Here is a 23,669-nt window from a genome sequence, read left to right as displayed (position 1 = left end):
GTTTATTATGAAAAAGCAATTATATAAATTTTTAATATTATCGGTTGTAGCATTAATGGGCTGCAATAAAAGCACACAATATGATTTGCCGGTAGTAACTACCGTGCAACCTGTTTTCGAAGCAGCTACGGGCACCGTATGGTCAGGAGGAAATGTACCCGGTGATGATTATTACATTTCGGCCTACGGAATTTGTTGGAGCACTACCAATTCAACGCCAACCATTGCTGATACAAAAACATCCGAAACGTTGAGTAGGCTCGCGTTTGTAAGTTCAATATCTGACTTGGCTGCCGGGACAACCTGCTATGTTAGAGCATACGCTTCGAATGAAACCGGCACAAGCTATGGGGAAGTCTATGCGATAAATATATCGTCAGCAAATACTATAGATGTGCAGGTTAGCACCCTGGCAGGCAATTCAACTGCCGGGTTTACTGATGGCAACGGAAACTCAGCATTATTCAACTACCCGATGGGGCTTTGGGCTGACCAAAGCGGCGATTTATATGTAGCAGACTCTTATAACAGTGCTATACGTAAGGTAACACAATTAGCTGATGTAATCACAATCTCAGGCGATGGAACTATCGGATACATTGACGGGCATCTCGCATCGGCGCAATTTTACGCATGTTCTGGCATTACTGGAGATAACCAAGGTAACCTATTTGTAGCAGATAGGGGTAATAACATTATTCGGAAATTAAGTGATGGCGAGGTCACTACCCTTGCCGGCACCGGCACCGCCGGCCTTGAGAATGGCAACGGAAACAAGGCCGATTTTAACACACCGGTGAGTATAACTGTAAACGCCTCCGGATATTTATTTGTGGCCGATTATGGCAACAATTTAATACGTAAGATAGCGCCGGATGGCGTAGTAAGTACATTTGCCGGTAACACGGCGGCTGGTTACATTAACCGCACAGGCACGGATGCAAGCTTTAATAAACCCAATGCCATCGCAATTGATAGCGAAGGCAACTTATTTATAGCTGAAGCGGCAAACCATGCTATACGTAAAATTGATGCGAATGGCGTTGTGAGCACCGTGATAGGAGGTCCGGACAACAGCGATATAGTAGGCGATCCAACCGGCTTGATTGTTGATGCCCAGGGAAATTTGTATATCTGTGACGGTGCAGGGCGCATTTTAAAGCTTGATACCGACCATATTCTTACCGTAATAGCTGGTTCATCAACAACAGGTTTTGCAGATGGCAAAGGGAGTTCTGCATTGTTCAATAATCCTCAAGGTTTAACAATAGACCCGTCAGGTAACCTATATGTGGCAGACTATGGTAATCAACGCATACGAAAAATAGCTATTGCTAAAATATAATGGCCAAAAATAAATAGTATTACAACTATCGTTTAATCTTTCTTATATACGCTACTTTTCGTATTCCATTTATAAAAACATTGTACATATTGTACTTAATTAGCTGAGATGTTGCCGTTCTACCACCCTAAGGTTCGCTTTCGTTAGCCCTTAACTGAACACATTTTAAAAGTTAACATTTTTTGTTGTAGCTACCCAGCATACAGTTTAACAGTCCATTTGTAAATATCGTAAACTAAATACTGAAATGTAAATCGATGATAGATAAATTATTATAACAAAAAAGCGGCTCGTGTAGAGCCGCTTAATAACCTATGATATTTTAAAATTACATAGCAAGCTCGTGCCTGCTGCGTAAAATAGTATATTTATTTTTAGCTAATTCAAAGCCACCATACAATAACAGGCCGAAAACAGCGTCGCTCATAAGCATATTCCGCAGAAAGGGCAATGCGTTAGTAAGTGAGGTTATGTAACCGCTCATGTCGTGCGTGTAATATGTGCCATACAGAAAGGGCAAATCGGTTATCAGCCAGAATAAAACGGCTGAAGCAACGGATCCGGCCAACACGTTAAGCACATTCACCTTCTTAATAAGCGCACCGATCAATACTGTTAAAGCAAAGCATGAATATGTTACGAGGTCAAACCAGGAAAACCAAGCGACCTGGCCGGTATACAGATAGTTGATGCCTATGTTACTTAAAAATAGTACCACAAGCGGTACAAAGAATGATTTCCACTTATCAGTAAAATAAGTACCGGCAAATAAAGCCACCGCACCAACAGGGGTAAAATTACTCAACTGCTGAAACTCAAAAGTAACAAAGCGCATTGCTATAGCACCTATAATCATTAATATAAGTACGGTGTTGCGGGTGTTCATGTTGTATGCCGACATTGCTTATAAATTTGTATGCGAAATTAACGATTAAAAAGCAATTTGTAAACTTGGCGTTTAGTTGTTTTTAAATACAATTTTACCCGGAATCAATCCTGTAGCCGCGCTATCCTTAACTGCTCCATCACGATTAAAAATATACAGTTTACCATCAGCTGTATAACCTTTAGCATCTGTAACGAATACTTCACCAGTGCTTTCTTTAACGGCTATGGCATAAGGCGTTTTAATTTTGAAATTGCCGGTTATAAAATTTTCGTTACTTACCTGGTCCGTTGCAGTATCATACACCACTATATTACCGGAGCTTGATATAAAATATGCTTTGTTTCCGGCTATCGCGACGGTATTACCGTAGCTTATATCGGTAGTTTCGCTTGATTTTATTGCGTCGTTAGCGCTGTTAATGATAGTGAGTGCAGGTGGAATTTTGTCGTAATCGCCTGCTGAAATTACGTATACGTCGCCACCGGCATCAACAGCCAAACTTACCGGATTGGCCGGAACTGTGATTTTTTTAGTCTCGGTATTTGTGTTCAAATCAATAACAGAAACGCTTTTATCCGGATTGCCAAACGTGAGGCCGCCTGAATTAGCTACATAAAGCTTTCCGTTAGCTACAGCCAGTTGCTCCGGGTTACGGCCTACGGTGATAAATTTCTCAACATTGAGGCTGGCTGTATCAAGTACAGCTACCGTGTTGTCGTACGATGTGATGTAAGCCTTGTTTTTATAAAAAGCGACATACCTTGGCTGGCGCGCAACTCCATTGTTCTTCATATCGATATGCTTAATTAGCTTACCGTTCAGCGGATTAATAACCTCCAGAGTGCTCGAAACGTTTACCGTGATGTACATTTTTGAGCCATAAATAGCCGCGTCATTCGCTACGGCGCCTAAGCCTGCACCATTAACCGCTGAAAATACATCCAAAGTAACCTTTTTAGTGGTGGTATTATAAAACGTTAGCGAAGCATTACTTGCGCTGAATGCTCCCTGGTTAACTATGAACACGCCTGACCCTAAATTGTCGTCGATGATTGGATCATCATCTTTACTACATGACGTAGCTAATAATGACAGGGCTGATAGAAATAATAAGTAGCTGTGTTTAAATGATCTCATTTTATTATATTAAATTGTTAATTGAAGTGTTAAGCGTATTGATCGTGGCGGCATCGGGTAACCTTTAACAATGACGTAATCACTATTAAAAGCGTTGTTGACCTCTAAAGCCGAGTAAAATTGTTTTTTAAACAACCTGAAATCATAAGTAAAAGAAAAGTCGCTAATATGATATGCCGGCAGATAATACTCCGGGCGGTTATTGCTTAGGTAATAGCGCGATGACGAAAAAATATGATTATAAAACAGGCCGATGCCTTGATGTTTAACTCCAGCATTTAAAGCAAGCGTGTGTTTTGGTGTATACGGTATTTGCTCTTTGTAAAAGCTGTCTCCCATGTTGCTAATATCAATTGCCTTTTGATAGGTGTATGAAAGATTGAATAACCCGGTGTAATCTGCAACCGGCTTAAAACGAGTTTTAATATTAACATCAAGCCCGCGAATGTCTACCTTGCCGATGTTACGCACGCTGATAATTTCTGCAGAGCGGCCCGGAAAAGTGAATATCTTATTGGTTACGTTATAATAATAACCATCAACGCCGGCAGATACATACTCGGCAAAACCGTCAAGATTTTTGGTATAAACAGCACCCACATTGTATTGTCGCGATTGCTCTGGTTTAATATCACGTGGCTGTACGGCATAGTAATATTGTTCGGACAGGTTGGGGTAACGATAGACATTTTTATAAAAAGCCCGTATCAGCAGTTCTCCGTTCTTCATAGCTTCGTAGCTTGCCACGAGTGTAGGGCTCCACGCTGATTTCGATTTTGCGGCAGCGTTTGTTTCATTATCATCGTTAATATAGGTACTGAGCAAACTTGTTTGAATGCCAAAACGGCCTAACTTCAGGTTACTCGCCAAAATGTTATACAGCGACAAGCGCTTTGGGAAAACGTATTTGTATACGTCGACGTCCATATCTACAAATGATGCATCTGTACCGTAGGCTATTTCCCAGTTTTGCAAGGGCTTATAGCTCAACGTTGCTGATTGGTAGATCTCCCGCTGCGTATAGTGCTCATTAGCGCCACCGTTGTTATTTAAAAATGAAGCATCGGTATAGTGCTGATAATTGTGCGAGGCCTTAGCAGTTAGCAAAAGGTGTAAACTATTCTGCCAAATTCGATCGTAGGCCGCTTGTACAAAAGCATCCTGATTTAGCAGGTGTTGATTATCATAAACGGCATTTAATATCACCGGTCCCGGCAAACCGCGGTCTGAGTTAATATAATTAAATTGAAGCCTGAATTTGGTGCTGTCATTCCTGCTATAGTAAACTCCCCCATCAATCTGCTGCGTAGATACATCACTATTCACCCGCCTGCCGATGGTATCCTTACCACCAAACGAATCTTTAAACCGGTAATTCCCGTTAGCGTTCAGCGTAGAGCCATTAAGTACCATTGACCAATTACCGCTCAAACGCTGCTGCCATTGCAAATAAGGATTAATTAAACCGAAGCTCCCTGCGCGAATACCGGCGGTAAAACGGTTGGGTTTTTCCCGGCTTAACTGAGGTTGCTTAGTGATGAGCGATAGTACCGCCGAGTTTGCATAAGAACGTGCCGGCAGGTTCAGGTTTAGCGGCTGTCCGGTATACAAAATAATCTGCTGCAAATTCAATAAGTTGAACCTGCCCAAATCTACCTGCCCGGTTTGGGCATCGTTTATGAGAATGCCATCGTACAAAACACTGGTATAACCGGCACCCATGCTACGTACCGATACCGTTTTTAGCCCCCCGATTCCACCGTAATCGCGCACGGCCACTCCCGAAAAATTTCGAACCGCATCTGCTACGCTGAAAGCACTGTATCTCGAAAAGTCTGAAGATGTAACGGATTGAACGGGTGCAGCAGTTTTGAAAACATCCGATGTAATGCCCTGAACATTTACTTCCTTAAGGTTACGGGTACTGTCAGATTGCCCGAATACACGCGGACTTACACACAATATGGAAAACGCTATCGCATTTAATGCAAAAAGATTTTTGTTTAACATATTGACGTTGCCACAGTTATTAAATTCAAAAAAAATAAAAGGAATTAGCCTGAGTGAGATGTGCGCGCACATGCCATTCAAGCTTCAATCCCCGAAAGCTTTGAATAATTATCACTTGTGGCAGGTATTCTGACTTACTCCCCACTATCCTGCCTTCCCATAGTTACTTGCTACAGTGGCTTATTGACGGATATTTGGTTACGGAGCTTACAGCTGCGGGACAGTTACGGACTCACACCGTATTCCCTTTTAATTTGTGCGATTATTAAACCAACCACTACAAAACCAAAAGCGCACAAATGTACAACAAATAGCAGCTACTACATTAAAAAAATTCAGCGCCGATGAATGCAAGTTTTTTAACTAAAGCAAAACTCCTTTTATGGCGTGATGTTATATAAGTAATCTACTTAAAAACATATAATTATGTCGAATGCATCCTTACAGTTGTCAAACAACTACCACCGCGCCGAAAATAGTGCGGAGCCTATAAATTTGACCTGGCCCGAGCGTTATATATCTATCGCTACCGGTGTTAAATTAGGAATATCGGGTTTCAAAAACCTTTTTAAAAGTCCGTTTTCAAGCATTATAAAACTTGGCGCCGGCGGCTATCTGTTAAGCCGGGGTTTTACCGGCCACTGCGAGTTATATAGCCGCGTTGGCAAAACAACTAGAGATGACGTGGTGAACGTTAATATCCGCTCGGCTTTTGTAGTGAATAAACCCCGCTATCAGGTTTATGAGTTTTGGCGCCAGCTGGATAACCTGCCACTTTTTATGAAGCACCTGGAAAGCGTGCAAGTAATAGATAGTACACGTTCACATTGGGAGCTTAAATTACCAGCAGGTGTGGCGCGCGTTACCTGGGATGCTGAGATTGTGAAGGACGAGCCCGGCTACATGATTGGTTGGAGTTCGTTGCCAGGGTCGATAATTGACAATGCTGGTAAAGTACGTTTCAGGGATGCCGAAAATGGCGGAACCCTGGTTGATGTGGTGATCAGCTACCACCCACCCGCAGGCGGCTTTGGTGCAAGCATAGCGCATGTGCTTAATCCGGTTTTTAAAAGCATGGTTAACGCCGATGTACAAAACTTTAAGCAGTACATGGATATTGACAATGATACCCGTGAATTGAACGAAAGAAGCACTGATCCGCTTTTATAGAACTCAAATCCTTATGAAAAGGCGCTGCAAAAAATTGTAAGCGCCTTTTTTATATGAGATTAAAAGCGCGGGCATATTCAACAAATTCAAAGTTGTTGGCTATACCGAGTTTCTGCTTAATGTTTCGACGGTGGGTTTGTACAGTTTCAGCTGAAATAAATAATTCTCCGGCTATTTCGGGCGAGCTCTTTCCACCGGCTACTAACTTTAGTATGCTAATCTCGCGCCTGGTAAGTAGCCCAAAGCGTGCCGCGTTTTTACGGAGAAATATATTTTCTGCTAACAACCTTTCGGCTTTAGGCTCAACCTCTTTAAGGCTTTCAATAGGCAGCGCAGTTGTTATGGTTAGTAGAGGCTTACCGTTATCATCCCACATAAATATACCGGTGGATGTAATGTGCCAGGTCCAATCATTTTTACCGGCATATTTTACCTGTTGAAAATAACTGAAGCTTTCGTTCTCTTTATTATCGCTAAGTAGCTTTTCCATTTTGGGCAACAGGCCTTCCATATATTCCATATTAAAATATCGGGGATAATAATCTACACCCATTTGACGTAGTTCGTTTATGGTTACGCCCAGTAGCTTAAGCCCTTTTGAACACATGTGGACTACTGAAAAATCGGCTATATGATGTATAATGGTTACGCCGGGCATCATCTCGGCAAAAGGTGCAAATTCGGCTATTTTTTTGGCGACAGGTTTGGTGAGTTCCATTTAATCAGGACGAACTAAAATTACCTGAATATGTAAAATAAATTTTAAAAGAAAAAATGCACAAAAAAAACGCCCGACTAATACCGGGCGCTTTTCAATGTAAAACGTTGCTAAACAGAACTATTTTACTGCGTCAATAATTGCTTTGAATGCATCTGGGTTGTTCATAGCCAGGTCAGCTAATACCTTACGGTTTAAACCGATCTCTTTAGCGGCTAATTTGCCCATTAATTGCGAATATGAAATTCCGTGCTCACGGGCACCGGCGTTAATACGCTGGATCCACAAAGCTCTGAACTCTCTTTTTTTGGTTTTACGGTCGCGGTAAGCGTACTGTAAACCTTTTTCTACTGTGTTTTTTGCAATGGTATAAACCTTGCTGCGTGAACCCCAATAACCTTTAGCGAGGTTCAAGATTCTTTTTCTTCGTCTGCGTGACGCAACTGCGTTTACTGAACGTGGCATCTTGTTGTTGTTTTTGGTAGTGAGTGCCGCTTAAGCGCGAACTTTTGTACTCTAATACCTGGTTAAAAATTTAAATTAATTACTTGCCGATACAAAGCATACGTTTTACGTTACCCATGTCAGCATCAGACACTAAGCTGGTGTGACCTAAGTTACGCTTACGTTTGGTCGACATCTTGGTTAAGATGTGGCTTTTGTATGCGTTTTTCCTTGCAATTTTACCGGTTCCAGTAAGCTTAAAACGCTTTTTAGCACTGGAATTGGTTTTCATTTTTGGCATAACTCTTATTTGTTTGTGTTTAGACGTTTTCGCAACGTTTTATTTTATTTCGAATATCGAATTCTATTTTTTAGCACCTTTTGGAGCGACGGTTAAAAACATACGCTTACCCTCTAATTTTGGTAATTGCTCAACCTTCCCTACTTCCTCTAACGCCTGTGCAAATTTTAATAAGAGTATTTCGCCCTGTTCCTTGTAAACAATTGAACGGCCTTTAAAGTGTACATAAGCACGCACTTTCTCGTTCGACTCCAGGAACTTAATGGCATGCTTCAATTTAAACTCAAAGTCATGGTCATCAGTATTAGGGCCGAAACGGATTTCTTTTATAACCGTTTGTTTAGCGTTGCTTTTAATCTCCTTAAGCTTCTTCTTCTGCTCGTAAATAAACTTATTATAGTCGGTTACTTTACAAACAGGCGGGTTGGCGTTAGGCGATATCTCAACAAGGTCAAGCTCCTGCTCCTGGGCAATGGCAAGCGCGTCACGTAGTGAATACACGCCGGTTTCTACATTATCACCAACAAGACGAACCTCTGGTGCCTTGATGAATTGATTGATGTTGTGTTCGGCCTCTTTTTTCTTGAAAGGGGGCCTTGGTCCTCTGTTGAACGGTCTGTTTAAAGCCAAGTTATACTGTTATTTCTTTAGTTATCTGTTTTATAAACTCCTCTACACTCATGCTGCCCAGGTCGCCCTGACCATGTTTGCGAATAGATACCACATTTTCTGCGGCTTCTTTTTCGCCAACGATAAGCATATAGGGGATCTTTTTAACTTCAGCATCTCGGATTTTACGCCCGATCTTCTCATCTCTGAAGTCAATTAGCCCGCAAATATCGGAATCTTTTAATTCATCTGAAAGTTTTTTTGCATATTCTTCATATTTTTCAGATATAGGGAGAATAATATATTGCTCAGGGGAAAGCCATAGCGGAAAATTACCTGCGCAATGCTCAATCAACACAGCCACAAAACGTTCCATTGAACCAAATGGTGCACGGTGTATCATTACCGGGCGGTGCTTCTGGTTATCGCTTCCGGTGTACTCCAGCTCAAAACGCTCAGGCAAATTATAATCAACCTGTATAGTGCCCAACTGCCATTTACGGCCAAGGGCATCCTTCACCATAAAATCCAGCTTAGGGCCATAAAATGCCGCTTCGCCAAGCTCTACCACGGTTTTTAAACCTTTTTCTTCAGCCGCTTCTTTAATAGCCGATTCTGCCAGCGCCCAATTCTCATCGGTACCGATGTATTTGGTTTTATTCTCCGGATCACGAAGCGATACCTGTGCTGTATAATCCTCAAAACCCAGTGCTCCAAAAACATACAACACAAGGTCTATAACTTTTTTAAACTCTTCCTTAACCTGATCCGGGCGGCAGAATAGGTGCGCATCATCCTGAGTAAAGCCACGTACACGGGTTAAGCCATGCAACTCACCGCTTTGCTCATAACGGTAAACGGTACCAAACTCCGCATAGCGTACCGGCAAATCTTTATATGAGCGTGGTTTTGATTTATAAATTTCGCAATGGTGCGGGCAGTTCATTGGTTTTAATAAGAACTCCTCTCCTTCCTGCGGCGTTTTTATTGGCTGAAAAGAGTCTGCACCATATTTTTCATAGTGGCCTGATGTTACATACAGGTTTTTATGCCCGATGTGCGGCGTAATCACTTGCTCATAACCTGCTTTAACCTGTGCCTTTTGCAAAAAGTTAGTTAAACGCTCGCGCAAGGCAGTGCCTTTAGGCAGCCACAATGGCAAACCCATGCCCACTTTTTCGGAAAAGGTAAACAGCTCCAATTCCTTACCCAGCTTGCGGTGGTCGCGTTTTTTGGCTTCCTCCAGCATGTGCAGATACTCGGTCAGCTCACTTTGCTTAGTGAAAGTCACGCCATAAATACGGGTAAGCTGTTTGCGGCTTTCATCGCCACGCCAGTAAGCGCCGGCAACACTCATTAATTTAACAGCCTTAACAAAACCAGTATTCGGAATGTGCGGCCCACGACAAAGGTCAGTAAAGTTACCCTGTGTATAGAAAGTGATGGAACCGTCAGGTAGATCCTTAATCAGGTCGAGCTTATACTCATCGCCTTTCTCGGTAAAATATTCAATGGCGTCCGCCTTGCTAACCGGCTTGCGGATGTACTCTGATTTGGCTTTGGCTAGCTCAATAATCTTATCTTCTATCTTTTTAAATTCCTCTGATGAGAAATCACGGTCGCCAAAGTCAACATCGTAATAAAAACCTGTTTCAATGGCAGGGCCTATGCCGAATTTTGTACCCGGATACAAAGCCTCAAGCGCTTCGGCCATCAAGTGGGCTGACGAATGCCAGAAGGTTGATTTACCATTGGCATCATTCCAGGTCAGGAGCTTTATGCTGCTGTCTTCTTCAATAGGGCGACTGGCATCCCAAACCTGGCCGTTTACTTCGGCCGCTAATACGTTACGTGCTAAACCTTCGGAGATCGACTGCGCGATCTGCATGGAAGTGATTCCTTTGTCGTACTGACGAACGGAACCATCAGGGAGTGTAATATTAATCATCTACAACTATGATTCGGCCTTTTCATTTATTTGATACGGCCAGTTTATAAAATATGTTTTTAAAAAAGATCGCCTACTAACGCGACCTGTATGTTATGCGGCAAAAATATGATTTATTATCGTGGTAATAACGTGTTTTGATTATTTTAACACCAATATGAAATCTACGGGGAAAAAATATTATAGTTTTTTTATTACGTGTTGTATTGTGGCATTTTGCGTTGATTGTAAAGCACAATTGTTACTTGAAGTAAGACAACCTGGAGTTAAGACCAATATATCATCGCTTGACAGTGTTTATTCTGATATTGACAGTGTGAAATTCAGGATAACTATTACTAACGATACTGATACGATAAAGAATATACTTTTTAATAAACCAATGAAAAATTATCCGTGGCAGAGTTGTGTTTATCTTTTTTATGGTGAAGACCAAAGGATAGATGGTATAAATTGTCCTTACTTAATTTCCTCATCTGCTTATAGTATCAAAGATGTAAGGCCGTATCTGATAGAATTAAAAAAAGGCGACACTGTGAGCGATATATACTATTTGAATAAATTGATTTTGTTCACAGGTTCAAAACCGTCAAAACGGGGAAGATATTATGTAAGTATCTCTTATTTTGGTAATAAATCAAATACGGTTTCTTTTATGCTAAAATAGATACCATTCAAAAACAAAGCCTCCCTTTTGAGGAGGCCTTGGAAAAAAATCAGAAAAAAGAAACGATTAAAATGTAAACTCAGCCAGTACCGGAAAATGGTCTGACGGGAATTTGCCGCGGTAGCTATCGGTTAATATACCCCAGCGTTTAACATCAGCATTACCGTTAATAAATATATGATCAATGATGCCGTCCTTATCTAACGCTTTGCCGAAGTTATTGAACGAGGCATTGAAGATATACGGGTGCTTAGCCAGCGTGTATGTGTCCTTCAGGTAACCTGATGTTGCCAGGCGCTGGTACCAAGTGCTTTCGTGGTCGCCATTCAAGTCGCCGGTAAAAATGGCTTTTTCCTTGCCAGCTATCTCTTTTATCTTTTTCAGGATCAATTTGCTGCTTTCCTCGCGGGCTACTTTTCCCTGATGATCAAAATGCGCATTAAAAAAGTAAAACTTCTTTTTGCTTTGCTTATCCAACAGGTAAACCCATGAGCATATACGGTTACAGCAAGTGGCATCCCAGCCTAAACCCGGCTTATCCGGTGTTTCTGACAGCCAGAAATCGCCTTTCTTTAAAACCTGGAAACGATCTTTTTTAAAAAAGATGGCTGAATGCTCGCCTCCTTCTTTACCATCGTCACGGCCAAGGCCGTAACGTTCATATTCAGGCAGGGCTTTACTCAAATCCTGAAGCTGGTTTTCGCGGCCTTCCTGCGTACCTACTACGTCAAAATCATGAAAGCGGATAAGCGCGGCTGCTACCGGTGCCCGGTTAACCCAAAGGTTTCCGGTATCACCGGCGTTATCAAAACGCAGGTTAAACGAGCCTGCTATAAGGTGCTGGGCTTGTGTTACGCCACCAACCGCTACAAGCAGTGCTGAAATAAAAAAGTGTTTAATTTTCATAATTTCATATTTTTAAATGCAATTTCAAACCGTATTTTTGACCAACTTCTGGCTTTTCGCTCTTCACGGTAATGCGGTAAATATAATATTTAGCCTTAACTGCATTGGCATTTTAAAACATTATACTATTAACTCTTTGTAGCTCACGGTCTGAACTTTCTAACTATCCACTAAGGCGCATTAGTTTTTTTGAAACCTGGCAAATGAAACCGTTTTGTATATACATGAACGCTGAAAGAAAGCTGGTTAAAATGAACGTTCAGGCACAAGTTACATTCTAAAAAAATGATGCTGTTGTTCTCCAATCTTTGCAATTAATATATTAGTACTACAACCTTTTTATATTTTGAAAGTAAACGTCAAAACGGCGATAAGAGACTTAGGTTAAAGTAAATAATCCCTGAATGTGGATGATTCAAAACAACGTCAAGTTTACCGTGCCGTCCTCTTCTTTATTGATATTACAAAGATCGCCGATCTCCTTAAGGTAGGCATTGTACTTCTGATTACTAAGTACCGGCAATAGCTGATCCTGGATGATACACTTCGGGTCGTGTTCCTATTTAGCGAGGATCTGTTTTGTGATCGGCAGCAGAGGAATGATCGAGGGCGTCCCCGTCTTTTGCCGCCCTTTATAGATCCGTAACTCTCCATCCACTCCAAGGTCAACCTCCGACTTTTTTAATTGTTTCACATCGGCAAAAGCAAGTCCTGTAAAACAACAGAATATGAATACATCACGGACCTGGCATAAACGGACGTTCAGGAATTCCTTTTCAGCAATGGCCTGCAATTCTTCCTTTACCAGAAAGACAGGTTGTACATCTTCCCGCGTTTCATCAAATTTCACAAAAGGGTCTGATCTGAGCCAGCTGTTATCGACGCAACTGATCACTATCTTTTTCATGTTAGCGATGTTCTTGAGGCTGCTGTTATGGCCGAGGTTTCTGGTCACACGCAACCATTGATAGAACTTCTTAATGAATTCAAGATCGAGCGACAGGATATTGATCTCTTTAACCTTGTATTCCGCGTACAGGAACTCAGAAACATGACGGTAGGAAGTATTGAAATTCGTCCAGGTGCGTTTAGCGACACCTTTGCCGATCATCGCCTTTAGGTCATCGTTATGTCCTTTGAACAGCGACATTAATTCCCTTTTGCGCTGCTCTGCACCGCTAATGATGTCCACGACCGCGATAGCGGTTACGATGCGCCCTGAATCGATCAGTTGCTTGCGGGCATCATAGGCCTTATTTTGAAGAATATCGAGATAGTGATTTAATTCCCTGGCATCTTCCTTTGTACCGGTAGCGCGGTTGGCCGTTGCACTCCACCTGGAACTTGTCTAGATCCTTTTTACGGACAGGTCCCGGGAAGTCCCATTAACGGTGATCCGGAGATAAATGTACATTTCACCTTTGTCGGCGTGGCGTTGCTTGCTGAGATAGAACAGCAAACCGAAACTTTTTTCTAACATAACGACACATTTTATCGGTTAATAAATATCGAAATGCAGCTAATAAAAGTCAAGATGTTTAGTTAGTGAATATGCTGTAATACAATTTATTACAAGCTTTCCAGTGTGACATTTCCTGAAAAAAAATGTCACACTAAATGTCACACTAAAACTATGCGAGACCGCACATAAAATGAGTACTTCCTGAAATGAAAAAGCCTGTAATCATATGATTTACAGGCTTTTAAAGTGTTTTGATAGTCTTATCAGCGGTGAGGGAGGGATTCGAACCCTCGGTACAGTTTCCCGTACGTCAGTTTAGCAAACTGATCCTTTCGGCCTCTCAGGCACCTCACCTTTTTTAAGTACGCCTCTTTTTTTGAGGTCTGCAAATATAGTAAAAGTGAATACCTGTCAAAAAAAAAATTGAGGTTTTTTAATATTCTATCCGAACATGATAAATACTCATCAACATCCGTTTAAATATCGTTTTGATGGTTTCAATATCTTTCAGTGTTATGTTACTGTCTTTCAGCTGATCCTGATCCAATTTGTATTTTACAATGCGATCAACCAGGTCACTGATCGATTTTTGATTTGGCTCTTTTAATGACCGTGATGCAGCCTCAACAGAGTCGGCAAGCATTAAAACGCCGGTTTCTTTGGAGAAAGGAATGGGTCCAGGGTAACGAAATATATTCTCATCGATGAATTTCTCGGGGAAATTTTTCAAAAACGACTGATAAAAATAGTCCACCCGTGTATTACCATGGTGCGTGCGTATAAAGTCAGTCACTATATCCGGCAAATTTGCCCTGCGTGCCATTTCGATACCTTTACTCACGTGGCGAATAATTATCTGAGCACTTTCCTCATATGGCAGTTTATCATGCGGATTAAATGACGACGTTTGGTTTTCTATAAAAAACAGTGGATTCTCTATCTTACCAATGTCATGGTAAAGCGCACCCGCACGCACAAGCAAAGCGTTCCCTCCTATTGCGTAAATTGCATTTTCAGCAAGGTTAGCTACTTGCAGCGAATGCTGGAAAGTGCCCGGCGCTGTGAAGGCCATTTCGCGTAATAATGGCGAATTGGTATTGGTAAGCTCTATTAAAGTAATGTCTGACGTAAGTGCAAAAAGCTTCTCGAACGCATAGATAAGCGGATAGGCCAGCAGCGTAAGCAATACACTAACCGTAAACGGTATAAAATCCAGCCATTCTATTGAAGCGAGGCTCCCCTGCCTAATGAATGAAATTCCTAAAAATGCAACAAAATAGGTAGCGGTGATAATCAACGCAGAAGTAAGGAACTGCTCGCGGCGTATTAAATTTTTAATGGTGTAAATAGCCACCATACCTGCAGTTATTTGATAATAGGCAAATTCAAAGCTATTAGGTACAAAAAAACCAGCTATCAATACCACCAAAAGGTGTATATAAAGCGCCAGGCGGGTATCAAATAATATTCTGATAATTATGGGTACTATGCAATAAGGTATGTAATATAAAGTGGGAATCTGCAGCATGATGGCTATCGATAGTGTTGCCAGCATGGCGGTTACTACCATTAAAATAAGGCCCACTAATCTGTTATCATTATAAATATCGCGCCTAAATAAATATAGGAATACAATAAGCAGCGTTATCGCCAGACCTACCAGCAAAAAACGGCCAAATAACACCAGGTTTCCGTTTCCGTCAATCCTGGCGTTGTCCTCAAAGGCTTTTTTGTATGATTGCAGCTTTTGAAAGACATCGTCATTTACCACAGCACCTTTAGCCACAATTGTTTCTCCGGTTTGAACCATTCCGCGGGTGACCGAAAGATTATCCAACGCTTCTTTCTCAACTGCAGCCGTAAACTTCTCATCGTAAGAGAGATTTACCATCAGGCGGTCGCCAATCAAATCCAGCAGAAAGGCTTTGTCCATATCTTTGCGTGCATTTAATTGTTGCTCGCAATAATTCAGCGCGCGGTCACGCGTAAACAAATCGTTTATATTACGCTCGGTAGATACGTTATTATTTAACACACTGATATTTAGTGCTTCGGCTCGCTGATGTTTTTGATTAACCTTTACAATTCCTCTATTGTAAACTTCAGTTAACAGGTTTATACCTACCGTTTCATATTTTTCACGCTGATTTTCGGGCAATCCTGCTGTGTGCCATTTAATTTCCAGGTCATTCCTGAAACCCTCAATTTGCTGTTTGCCCAAATCACGGTCAAAACGATAAAATGGTGTCACGCTCGCCAGCGCGGTTTTACGGTCGTTCTCAATCTCCTGCGGCGTTTTCAGTATGGCGAAACTATATGGCGATATAAGGTCCTTTTGGTTCCATATTTTGCCTTTTTCAAACTCGTATCTGAATTGTGCCTGCTTTGGCAAAGCTGCTACAATAAGGCATATACTGCCTAATATCATTAAAAACTTAATGTTACGTGCATATTTACGCCACAGTGCTTTTCGCCGGGATGTAGAAATTTGAACCATTTGCTATGTTAACCTCTCAAAAATAATATAAGTTTCTGTGTTGCGCACTTTTTCTTGCATTTGTGAATAATTGTTTGATATCTTTATGATATCATTTTAAAATCAAACCCAAACTCATGGAAAACGAAAAAATCATTAACCCGCCATCCGGATACGCTACGTTTGCGCTGTTTTTAATTTTAATTGCCGCATCGGGTATATTAATTTGGCAAGGCATGCCAATCATTGCCGTTATTATATTTATACTCAACTTTTCGCTTGTTTTACCCGGACTGGTGATTGTTAACCCCAATGAATCCAAAGTACTCACCTTGTTTGGTAAATATACCGGCACGGTTAAAAAGGATGGTTTTTTTTGGGTGAATCCGTTTACTGTTAAAAAGAAAGTATCGTTAAGAGCTTTCAACCTGAATGGCCAGCAACTTAAGGTTAACGATAAAGTGGGTAACCCCATTGAAATTGCCGCGGTAATTGTTTGGCGTGTTAAAGATACGGCGGCGGCTGTATTCTCCGTTGAAAACTATATTCAATACGTTAACATCCAAAGCGAGGCGGCAGTACGTCACTTAGCTAACTCTTTCGCTTATGATCATTTTGAGGATGAAGATGCATCAGTAACCCTGCGTGATGGAGCCGACCAGGTTAGCGTATTACTTGAAAAAGAACTCAACGACCGCCTTGCACGTGCTGGTATTGAAGTTTTGGAAGCACGAATTTCGCACCTGGCCTACGCGCCTGAAATTGCCAACGCTATGCTGCAGCGCCAACAGGCCACAGCCATTATAGCGGCACGTAAGCAAATTGTGGAAGGTGCCGTTGGTATGGTTGAGATGGCGCTTGATAAGCTATCTGCAAAAAACATTGTTGAGCTGGATGAAGAGCGCAAGGCTGCCATGGTCAGTAACCTGCTTGTGGTACTTTGTGGTGAGCGCAATGTGGCTCCTGTGGTTAACACCGGTACGCTTTACCATTAATACATATTTTGATGTATTCACCATTTAACAATCGCAACGTAAGCAAACTGTGTTTACAGCGCCATGGCTGGGTGAAACCTGAGTATGAACTAAAGGACGATCTGTATAGCTATGGCAAGCTTACTTTTAAAACCGTCTCCTTAAAAAACAGGGGTATGGCTGAACTCGCGGACGCTGTTTTGAACTTTAAATTTACAGATACCTGGAAACGGGCGATCAGTGTTACCGACGCGAATGAAAATGTGATCGGCACCCTAAAAAGTAAGTTATTCAGCTTCGCGTCGATATTTACGTTAGCGGATAGTACACAATATATATTGAAGAGAAAATCATTTTGGAAAGCTTGTTATGAGTGGGAAAGCATAGATGGCGGGCGTTTGATGACAATCAATTTAAAACCTTTTGCGAATACCGATGAGGTTTTTATAGAACAAAGCACATCTCCCCTTCATTTGTTTCCACTGTTAACATTCACTGCATTTTACCTGATAATTTCGAGGCAACGGCAGGCTGCGGCAGCCGGAGCTTAATTATGTTATGGCCGAAAAAAAAGCATTTATTTTACGCATCAATCCTGAAATGCTGAAGGAGGTTGAGAACTGGGCTGCTGAGGAATTCAGGAGCACCAACGGCCAGATTGAATATCTGCTGCAGCAGGCGCTTAACGCACGCAAGAAAACCAAAAAGAAAAAAGATCCGTTACAATAAGCAACGCGCTTTATAGTAGCGACAGATTAAATTTGTGTTTAATTATAAATGAAGAAACTATTACTCACGATATTTTTGTTTATACAGGCAATTAATGTACTCCTCGCGCAAGATACGCGTGCCGTTAAACAATTTACCACCTATCGCGACAGCCTGAAACATTTAGGAACAAGGTTTATAAACGACCCTGACGATATGGAGCGCAAAAACGCCAACTATCAGTTTATACGCACTTTGGTTAGCGCGCTTAAACTTCCTAACTCATTCAATTTTTCATTCGATAGCATTAATGCCATAAGCGTTTTAAATGCTCCGGATAACCGTTTCCGAATCTTTACCTGGCATGTAATAAACCTTGATGGCAGTTACCGGTTTTATGGCGCAGTACAAATGAATACCGGCGGCCCGCTAAAGCTATACCCGCTTGAGGATTACTCGCCGCTACTTAAAAACCCCGAAGATTCAGTTACTGATAACCGCAAATGGTACGGGGCACAGTACTACAAAATTGTCTCTGTAAAAAACAGCGCTAACCCCTATTACCTTTTGCTGGGTTGGAAAGGTAACACCGTAAAGTCAACAAAAAAGGTAATCGAAACCATATCGTTCAACAGAAACGGACAGCCCATATTTGGCGCTGATGTTTTTACAGGCAACGGCAAAAAAACACGCAAACGCGTTGTATTTGAATATTCGCGACAAGCATCAATGCTGTTACGATACGTGCCCGATGAAAATATCATCGTTTTTGATCACCTATCGCCACCGGATCAAAAATCAGCAGGAAAGCCGGAAACTTTCGGGCCCGACTTAAGTTATGATGGCTATCGCCTCAGCAACGGTAAATGGCAATTTGTTGAAAACCTCGATATGCGCAACATCGCCACCGCACAGGATCAAAATGAATACATAGACCCTAAAAAGCAAGCGATTAAAGATCGCCAACAGGTACCTGCTCGACATTAATATCAAAGCAACTTAGCACCGCGAAATTATAGTGCTTTAAGTGTAACTCTTTCAAGATTTAATTTTGATTTCGGGGATTTATACTAATTTCGCAAAACCTCATAAAATTTAAATGGCAGAAACATTAACCCCCGCTTCTACCCCAAAGGGTAAGATACCCCGCAGTATTCCTTTTATTATAGGTAACGAATTTTCAGAGCGCTTTAGCTTTTATGGTATGAGGAGTATACTTGCTATATTTCTTGTTAATCAGTTTTTCAACCCTAACCATATACCTGCGTTAACTACACAGGCCGAAGCGCAGTCAAATTACTATAATCACCTGTTTTCCACCCTGGTATATTTTACGCCTTTACTTGGCGCCATATTGGCCGACTGGTTTTTTGGTAAATACCGGGTGATTTTAATGGGCTCTATCATTTACACCTTCGGTCACTTCCTGCTTTCAATTTTCGATAGCTCTTTGGACGGATTTATTGCCGGGTTGGTAGTTATCGCCATAGCTGCCGGTGGTATTAAATCCTGCGTATCGGCTAACGTTGGTGACCAGTTCGATCATAACAACCAGCACCTCATGAGTAAGATTTATAGCTGGTTTTACTTTAGTATAAACGCTGGTTCAACGGTTAGTATACTGCTTATCCCCTACTTGTATGAGCATTTTGGCGCTTCGGTAGCATTTGGTGTACCGGGAATTTTAATGGCCTTGGCTACTGTAATCTTTTTCTCGGGCCGTAAAATGTATGTCAAGGTTCCGCCGAGCGGCATCCGTAAGGAAAATTTTATTACCATCAGTTTATATAACTTAAAAGCCAAATTCACGAACAAGGATAAAACGAAAACAGCCTGGAATGTAACCGAAGCTAAGTACGGTAAAGCAAAAACTGACGCTGTAAAGTCCGTGTGGAACGTAATGGCAGTATTTGCCTTTATCCCAATCTTCTGGGCTATGTGGGACATGAATAGTGCCGAATGGGCATTGCAGGCCGCCAAGCTTGATCTTGATCTGGGTATATTTGGTTTACGCATCCTGCCATCGCAAGTACAGTTTGTAAACGCTTTATTCCTCTTAATACTGATACCGGTGTTTAATTATGGAGTTTATCCACTGGTTGAAAAATTAGGTGTAAAGCTAACTCCGCTTAAAAAAATTGGCGCGGGCTTATTTGTAACCGGGTTAAGTTTTGTTATTATAGCATTGGTTCAGGTTAATTTGCAAAACGGCGAACAACCATCCATCTGGTGGCAAATACTGGCATTCATAATTCTTTCGGCCGGTGAAGTGATGGTATCAATTACCGGATTAGAGTACGCTTATACTCAATCGCCGCCGTCAATGAAAAGCACCATGACCGGTATCTGGTACCTGACTTACTCTGTAGGCACATTCTTTACCACCCTTATAAATAAAAACATCTCCGAAAAAGGCTTCTTTGCTTATTTTGAAGGCGATAAATACTTTTGGTTGTTCGTGGGTATTATAGGAGGTTTCTTTGTACTCTTCCTGTTTGTAAGTCCTCATATTAAGGAGCGCAGTTACCTGGCAGACGAAACACTTGCCGGTGCCCTGAATATTAAGGGAGATAAAACACAGGAAATTCATCCGGATAACCCGATTGTTTAAAAAAATTGTTTGCTTTGCATACTTTTTTAAAACGATAGCGTTTACGAGTAGTGCCTGATAGTATTGTAATAATTCCAACGTATAACGAAAGGGAAAATATTGAGCGGATGGTTCGCAAGGTATTTTCCCTTCCGCATGATTTCCATATTCTTATTGTTGATGACGGCTCGCCTGATGGCACCCAACAGATAGTTGAAAGCCTGCAACTTGAATATGCCGACCGTCTTTTTATGGAAAAGCGTGCAGGCAAACAAGGCTTAGGTACGGCGTATATCCATGGCTTTAAATGGTGTATAGCCCGTCATTACGATTTTATTTTTGAGATGGATGCTGATTTCTCTCATAATCCTAATGATTTGTTAAGGCTCCGCCAGGCTTGTATTGATGGTGCCGACGCTGCTGTGGGTTCACGCTATATAAAAGGCGTTAACGTAGTTAACTGGCCCATGAGCCGCGTGCTGATGAGTTACTTTGCATCTGTTTATGTACGCATGGTTACCCGCATCAACATACAGGATTTTACGGCCGGCTTTATGTGTTATAAGCGTAAGGTGCTCGAGACCGTGCAGCTCGATAAAATAAAATTTGTCGGTTATGCCTTTCAGATCGAGATGAAATATACCGCCATCAAACACGGCTTTAAGGTTGTTGAGGTTCCTATAATATTTACAGACCGTACTGCGGGTGAGTCGAAAATGTCAACACGTATTTTCCGCGAGGCGTTTTTAGGCGTCATCCAGATGCGTATAAACAGCATATTTCGAAAGTATCCCGAGGGCTGATAAGCAAACCTTTTCCGGTTTATTTCATTACACTTTATGTATTGCCTTAAACGCAGTATGTAAACGCTATGGAATACAACTTTTACGTTATAGGCATCGGCCTTTCCGCCGGCGGTATCGATCCGCTTAAAGAGATTATTGGTAACCTGCCGGCCGATATTAATGCGGCGGTGGTTGTGCTAAGCCACATACCTAATAACTCACTAAGTAAACTGGACCGCATACTACAGCCTTCAACGCAGTTAACAGTAATTACAGTTGATGATAGCGCCGAATTACAAGCCGGGCATCTATACGTAATGGCTGAGGGTAAACAACTCAGTTTAGAAAATGGTAAACTTGCCACCAGTGACCGCAGTGCCGAGCAAAAGATCAATAGAACTATTGACCACCTGTTCATATCAATGGCGAGTGATGCTAAGAATAAATCATTAGGGATTATTCTGTCCGGTGCCGGTTATGATGGCATAGAAGGCGCAAAACAAATTGAAGCTTGCAAAGGCCTCATTATTGTGCAGGACCCGAAAACTGCCCAATTCCCGCTAATGCCGTCAGCCTTGATCGCAAATGACCATCCGGACTACGTGCTCACGCCTGCAGATATAGTTGAGAAAGTCATAAATCATGTAAATTCTGGTAATTAGCAGTTAAGTATAAAAATTAATAAGTTGATTTTCTGAACGGTATGCATAAACACACATAAAAAGCTAGTTCCGGTGTTGCAAATAGCGATTAAAAACTTACTTTTGCATGCGCTTTAAAAGAAACGGATTACCGATCGAACAAAGCGATGTACTTTAAAATTGCAAGGTTAAAACAGTATTAAAATACTTTAAATTTTTATTTGCATATAAGCTTTAAAAATTTACCTTTGCAAACCCTTTCGGGATGTAGCGTAGCCCGGTATCGCGCCACATTTGGGATGTGGAGGCCGCAGGTTCGAATCCTGCCATCCCGACGATACTACATATCAAACGATATGGAAAGCCTGTAAATCAATGATTTACAGGCTTTTTTGTTTTCCTGCCAACGCAAATTATATCAAATCATCGCAAGTTATCCGTCACCTAACTGAACACCTCTTTTCGTTTCATACTTTTGAGGTATTCAAAAGTGGTTTAAATCATTGTATTACAACGGGTTACAAGGCAACGAACTTGCGTTGTTTTACGCTGATTTGAACTGATCTTTTGATACCATCAGGTATGATTTAATACCAAATAAATGCAAATGGTTTAATTAGATCAATGTTATGAAGCCGATCAACACATTCAGTGTCCACTTCAATTTGAGGACAGAAAAAGGAAAAGAAGGAAAAGCGCCGGTCTATGCGGCAATTAAAGTTAACGGAGAGAAAGCCATGCTGGCGCTCAAACAGAGCGTTGCAACTAGATGCTGGGACGTTCGGAAAGGTATGGGTAAGACTACGACCGCTGAAGGCAGGGAACTCAACATCTATCTGGAAGAGGTAAGGCAGGTACTAGGAGAATGCTACCGGGAGTTACAACTCAAGCGGCGTGTGATCAGTGCCGATGCTGTTAAGAACGCTTTTCTAAAAAGCGGGGATGACGAACACACCCTGGAAGAAATTGCTGAGTACCACAATGAAACCTCTAAAGGGGTACTTGCACCAGCGACCATGAAAAATTACTACACTACCCAAAAGTATTTGCGGGAATTTGTGAGTAACAAGTTAAAGCGAAAGTCTTTCTTTTTATCAGAGCTCAATTACAAGTTTATTCAGGATTTTGAGGTATTCCTTCGCAATCACCAGCCGGTGGACCATCAAAAGCCTTTAACGACTAACGGGATCATGAAGCATCTGGAACGGTTTAAAAAGATGATCAACTTAGCTTGTCGGATCGAGTGGTTATACCGTGATCCTTTCGAAAAGTATCAACTGAAATTTGATCGAGTGGAGAAAGATTTTTTAACCTCTGACGAGCTGGCTGCACTGGAACAAAAACATCTGCTACTACCTCGATTGAGTGTCGTAAGGGATATATTCGTATTTGCCTGCTACACCGGGCTCGCCTTCATCGATGTGATGGAGCTTACGCCAGACAACCTGGTCAAAGGACAGGATGGCGGCCTTTGGATCAAAACTTTTCGCCAGAAGACTACTATACCCGTCAATGTTCCGGTACTCAACGAGCCAGAGCGGTTATTGAACAAGTACAAAGGAAACGTAAGAGCAGCTGCAAACGGAACCATCTTCCCTAAACTATCTAATCAAAAAATGAATAGCTACCTCAAAGAACTTGCTGAACTATGTAGAATTAATAAAGTCCTCACCTTCCATATGGCCAGGCATACATTTGCTACCACTGTAACACTTGTGAACGGAGTGCCGATAGAAACGGTCAGCAAGCTTCTTGGTCATACATCTATGCGCTCGACACAAGTCTATGCCAAAGTTATCGAAAGAAAGGTGAGCGAGGATATGGCAGCCCTGAAAGGTAAGCTTAAAGGACTCTCAGTTGCTTAACTGTTTATTGACCGAAAATTTTTG

General features: G+C 41.7%; 23 protein-coding genes, 2 tRNA genes and 1 riboswitch. Of the genes, 12 read left to right on the top strand and 13 right to left on the bottom strand.

Features of this window, described 5'->3' with window-relative positions; translation table 11 throughout:
- The first annotated feature begins 7 nt into the window (after positions 1-7).
- Positions 8-1,345: an NHL repeat-containing protein gene (locus LT679_RS03885; RefSeq protein ID WP_232175686.1), complete on the top strand. Its 1,338-nt coding sequence runs from the start codon at positions 8-10 to the stop codon at positions 1,343-1,345.
- Positions 1,346-1,673: 328 nt separating this feature from the next.
- Here LT679_RS03885 and LT679_RS03880 read toward each other — a convergent pair whose 3' ends face one another.
- From LT679_RS03880 to LT679_RS03870, 3 genes are read right to left on the bottom strand one after another with little or no spacing between them, the layout of a single operon-like run.
- Positions 1,674-2,246: a DUF6580 family putative transport protein gene (locus tag LT679_RS03880; protein ID WP_232175685.1), complete on the bottom strand. Its 573-nt coding sequence runs from the start codon at positions 2,244-2,246 to the stop codon at positions 1,674-1,676.
- Between the two features lie 57 nt (positions 2,247-2,303).
- Positions 2,304-3,371 (bottom strand): DUF5074 domain-containing protein, encoded by a 1,068-nt coding sequence (locus LT679_RS03875; RefSeq protein WP_232175683.1) that lies wholly within the window; start codon positions 3,369-3,371, stop codon positions 2,304-2,306.
- 9 nt (positions 3,372-3,380) lie between these two features.
- Positions 3,381-5,381 carry a TonB-dependent receptor plug domain-containing protein gene (locus tag LT679_RS03870; RefSeq protein ID WP_232175681.1) on the bottom strand — a complete coding sequence of 667 codons (2,001 nt, stop codon included), beginning with the start codon at positions 5,379-5,381 and terminating at the stop codon, positions 3,381-3,383.
- A 102-nt stretch (positions 5,382-5,483) separates the two neighbouring features.
- Positions 5,484-5,686, bottom strand: a riboswitch (cobalamin riboswitch).
- Between the two features lie 121 nt (positions 5,687-5,807).
- Here LT679_RS03870 and LT679_RS03865 point away from each other — a divergent pair.
- Positions 5,808-6,551 (top strand): SRPBCC family protein, encoded by a 744-nt coding sequence (locus LT679_RS03865; RefSeq protein WP_232175679.1) that lies wholly within the window; start codon positions 5,808-5,810, stop codon positions 6,549-6,551.
- Positions 6,552-6,600: 49 nt separating this feature from the next.
- Here LT679_RS03865 and LT679_RS03860 read toward each other — a convergent pair whose 3' ends face one another.
- The 5 genes from LT679_RS03860 to thrS form a co-directional block, all read right to left on the bottom strand.
- Positions 6,601-7,269, bottom strand: coding sequence for a response regulator transcription factor (locus tag LT679_RS03860; RefSeq protein ID WP_232175677.1), 669 nt, complete (start codon positions 7,267-7,269; stop codon positions 6,601-6,603).
- 120 nt (positions 7,270-7,389) lie between these two features.
- Complete coding sequence (gene rplT, locus LT679_RS03855) at positions 7,390-7,734, bottom strand: 50S ribosomal protein L20 (RefSeq protein ID WP_232175675.1); 345 nt, start codon at positions 7,732-7,734, stop codon at positions 7,390-7,392.
- 79 nt (positions 7,735-7,813) lie between these two features.
- On the bottom strand, positions 7,814-8,014 hold the full coding sequence (gene rpmI, locus LT679_RS03850; protein WP_173413919.1) for a 50S ribosomal protein L35: 201 nt from the start codon (positions 8,012-8,014) through the stop codon (positions 7,814-7,816).
- Positions 8,015-8,077: 63 nt separating this feature from the next.
- The gene (gene infC / locus LT679_RS03845; RefSeq protein ID WP_232175673.1) at positions 8,078-8,644 is read right to left on the bottom strand and encodes a translation initiation factor IF-3; all 567 of its coding nucleotides are present in this window, start codon (positions 8,642-8,644) and stop codon (positions 8,078-8,080) included.
- A 1-nt stretch (position 8,645) separates the two neighbouring features.
- Positions 8,646-10,571 (bottom strand): threonine--tRNA ligase, encoded by a 1,926-nt coding sequence (gene thrS, locus LT679_RS03840; protein ID WP_232175672.1) that lies wholly within the window; start codon positions 10,569-10,571, stop codon positions 8,646-8,648.
- A gap of 157 nt (positions 10,572-10,728) precedes the next feature.
- Here thrS and LT679_RS03835 point away from each other — a divergent pair, with 157 nt between their 5' ends.
- Positions 10,729-11,238, top strand: coding sequence for a hypothetical protein (locus LT679_RS03835; protein WP_232175670.1), 510 nt, complete (start codon positions 10,729-10,731; stop codon positions 11,236-11,238).
- A gap of 66 nt (positions 11,239-11,304) precedes the next feature.
- On the opposite strand, the gene LT679_RS03830 is transcribed toward LT679_RS03835, so the two are convergent.
- From LT679_RS03830 to LT679_RS03815, 5 genes are all read right to left on the bottom strand, one after another.
- The gene (locus LT679_RS03830) at positions 11,305-12,144 is read right to left on the bottom strand and encodes an endonuclease/exonuclease/phosphatase family protein (protein ID WP_232175668.1); all 840 of its coding nucleotides are present in this window, start codon (positions 12,142-12,144) and stop codon (positions 11,305-11,307) included.
- Positions 12,145-12,703: 559 nt separating this feature from the next.
- The gene (locus tag LT679_RS03825) at positions 12,704-13,336 is read right to left on the bottom strand and encodes a phage integrase SAM-like domain-containing protein (protein WP_232175666.1); all 633 of its coding nucleotides are present in this window, start codon (positions 13,334-13,336) and stop codon (positions 12,704-12,706) included.
- 156 nt (positions 13,337-13,492) lie between these two features.
- Complete coding sequence (locus LT679_RS18730) at positions 13,493-13,624, bottom strand: hypothetical protein (RefSeq protein WP_394800126.1); 132 nt, start codon at positions 13,622-13,624, stop codon at positions 13,493-13,495.
- Positions 13,625-13,873: 249 nt separating this feature from the next.
- Positions 13,874-13,960 (bottom strand) — tRNA-Ser (locus LT679_RS03820).
- A 79-nt stretch (positions 13,961-14,039) separates the two neighbouring features.
- The gene (locus tag LT679_RS03815) at positions 14,040-16,103 is read right to left on the bottom strand and encodes an HD family phosphohydrolase (RefSeq protein WP_232175664.1); all 2,064 of its coding nucleotides are present in this window, start codon (positions 16,101-16,103) and stop codon (positions 14,040-14,042) included.
- 116 nt (positions 16,104-16,219) lie between these two features.
- Between LT679_RS03815 and LT679_RS03810 the strand changes: the two genes are divergently transcribed.
- From LT679_RS03810 to LT679_RS03770, 9 genes are all read left to right on the top strand, one after another.
- Entirely contained in the window at positions 16,220-17,077 is an 858-nt protein-coding gene (locus LT679_RS03810) for an SPFH domain-containing protein (protein WP_232175663.1), read from the top strand.
- Positions 17,078-17,088: 11 nt separating this feature from the next.
- Positions 17,089-17,607 (top strand): hypothetical protein, encoded by a 519-nt coding sequence (locus LT679_RS03805; RefSeq protein WP_232175660.1) that lies wholly within the window; start codon positions 17,089-17,091, stop codon positions 17,605-17,607.
- A gap of 7 nt (positions 17,608-17,614) precedes the next feature.
- Entirely contained in the window at positions 17,615-17,785 is a 171-nt protein-coding gene (locus LT679_RS03800) for an Arc family DNA binding domain-containing protein (protein WP_232175658.1), read from the top strand.
- 48 nt (positions 17,786-17,833) lie between these two features.
- Positions 17,834-18,751: a hypothetical protein gene (locus LT679_RS03795; protein ID WP_232175656.1), complete on the top strand. Its 918-nt coding sequence runs from the start codon at positions 17,834-17,836 to the stop codon at positions 18,749-18,751.
- Positions 18,752-18,863: 112 nt separating this feature from the next.
- On the top strand, positions 18,864-20,375 hold the full coding sequence (locus tag LT679_RS03790; protein ID WP_232175654.1) for a POT-type proton-dependent oligopeptide transporter: 1,512 nt from the start codon (positions 18,864-18,866) through the stop codon (positions 20,373-20,375).
- A gap of 50 nt (positions 20,376-20,425) precedes the next feature.
- Entirely contained in the window at positions 20,426-21,157 is a 732-nt protein-coding gene (locus LT679_RS03785; RefSeq protein WP_232175652.1) for a polyprenol monophosphomannose synthase, read from the top strand.
- Positions 21,158-21,225: 68 nt separating this feature from the next.
- Positions 21,226-21,801, top strand: coding sequence for a chemotaxis protein CheB (locus LT679_RS03780; RefSeq protein ID WP_232175650.1), 576 nt, complete (start codon positions 21,226-21,228; stop codon positions 21,799-21,801).
- Positions 21,802-22,041: 240 nt separating this feature from the next.
- Positions 22,042-22,115, top strand: a tRNA-Pro gene (locus LT679_RS03775).
- Between the two features lie 294 nt (positions 22,116-22,409).
- Positions 22,410-23,645: a site-specific integrase gene (locus LT679_RS03770; RefSeq protein WP_232175648.1), complete on the top strand. Its 1,236-nt coding sequence runs from the start codon at positions 22,410-22,412 to the stop codon at positions 23,643-23,645.
- Positions 23,646-23,669: the final 24 nt, after the last annotated feature.

The sequence above is a fragment of the Mucilaginibacter roseus genome (assembly GCF_021215455.1).
In the GTDB taxonomy this organism is placed as follows: domain Bacteria; phylum Bacteroidota; class Bacteroidia; order Sphingobacteriales; family Sphingobacteriaceae; genus Mucilaginibacter; species Mucilaginibacter roseus.
This window is presented reverse-complemented; position numbering and strand designations above follow the sequence as displayed.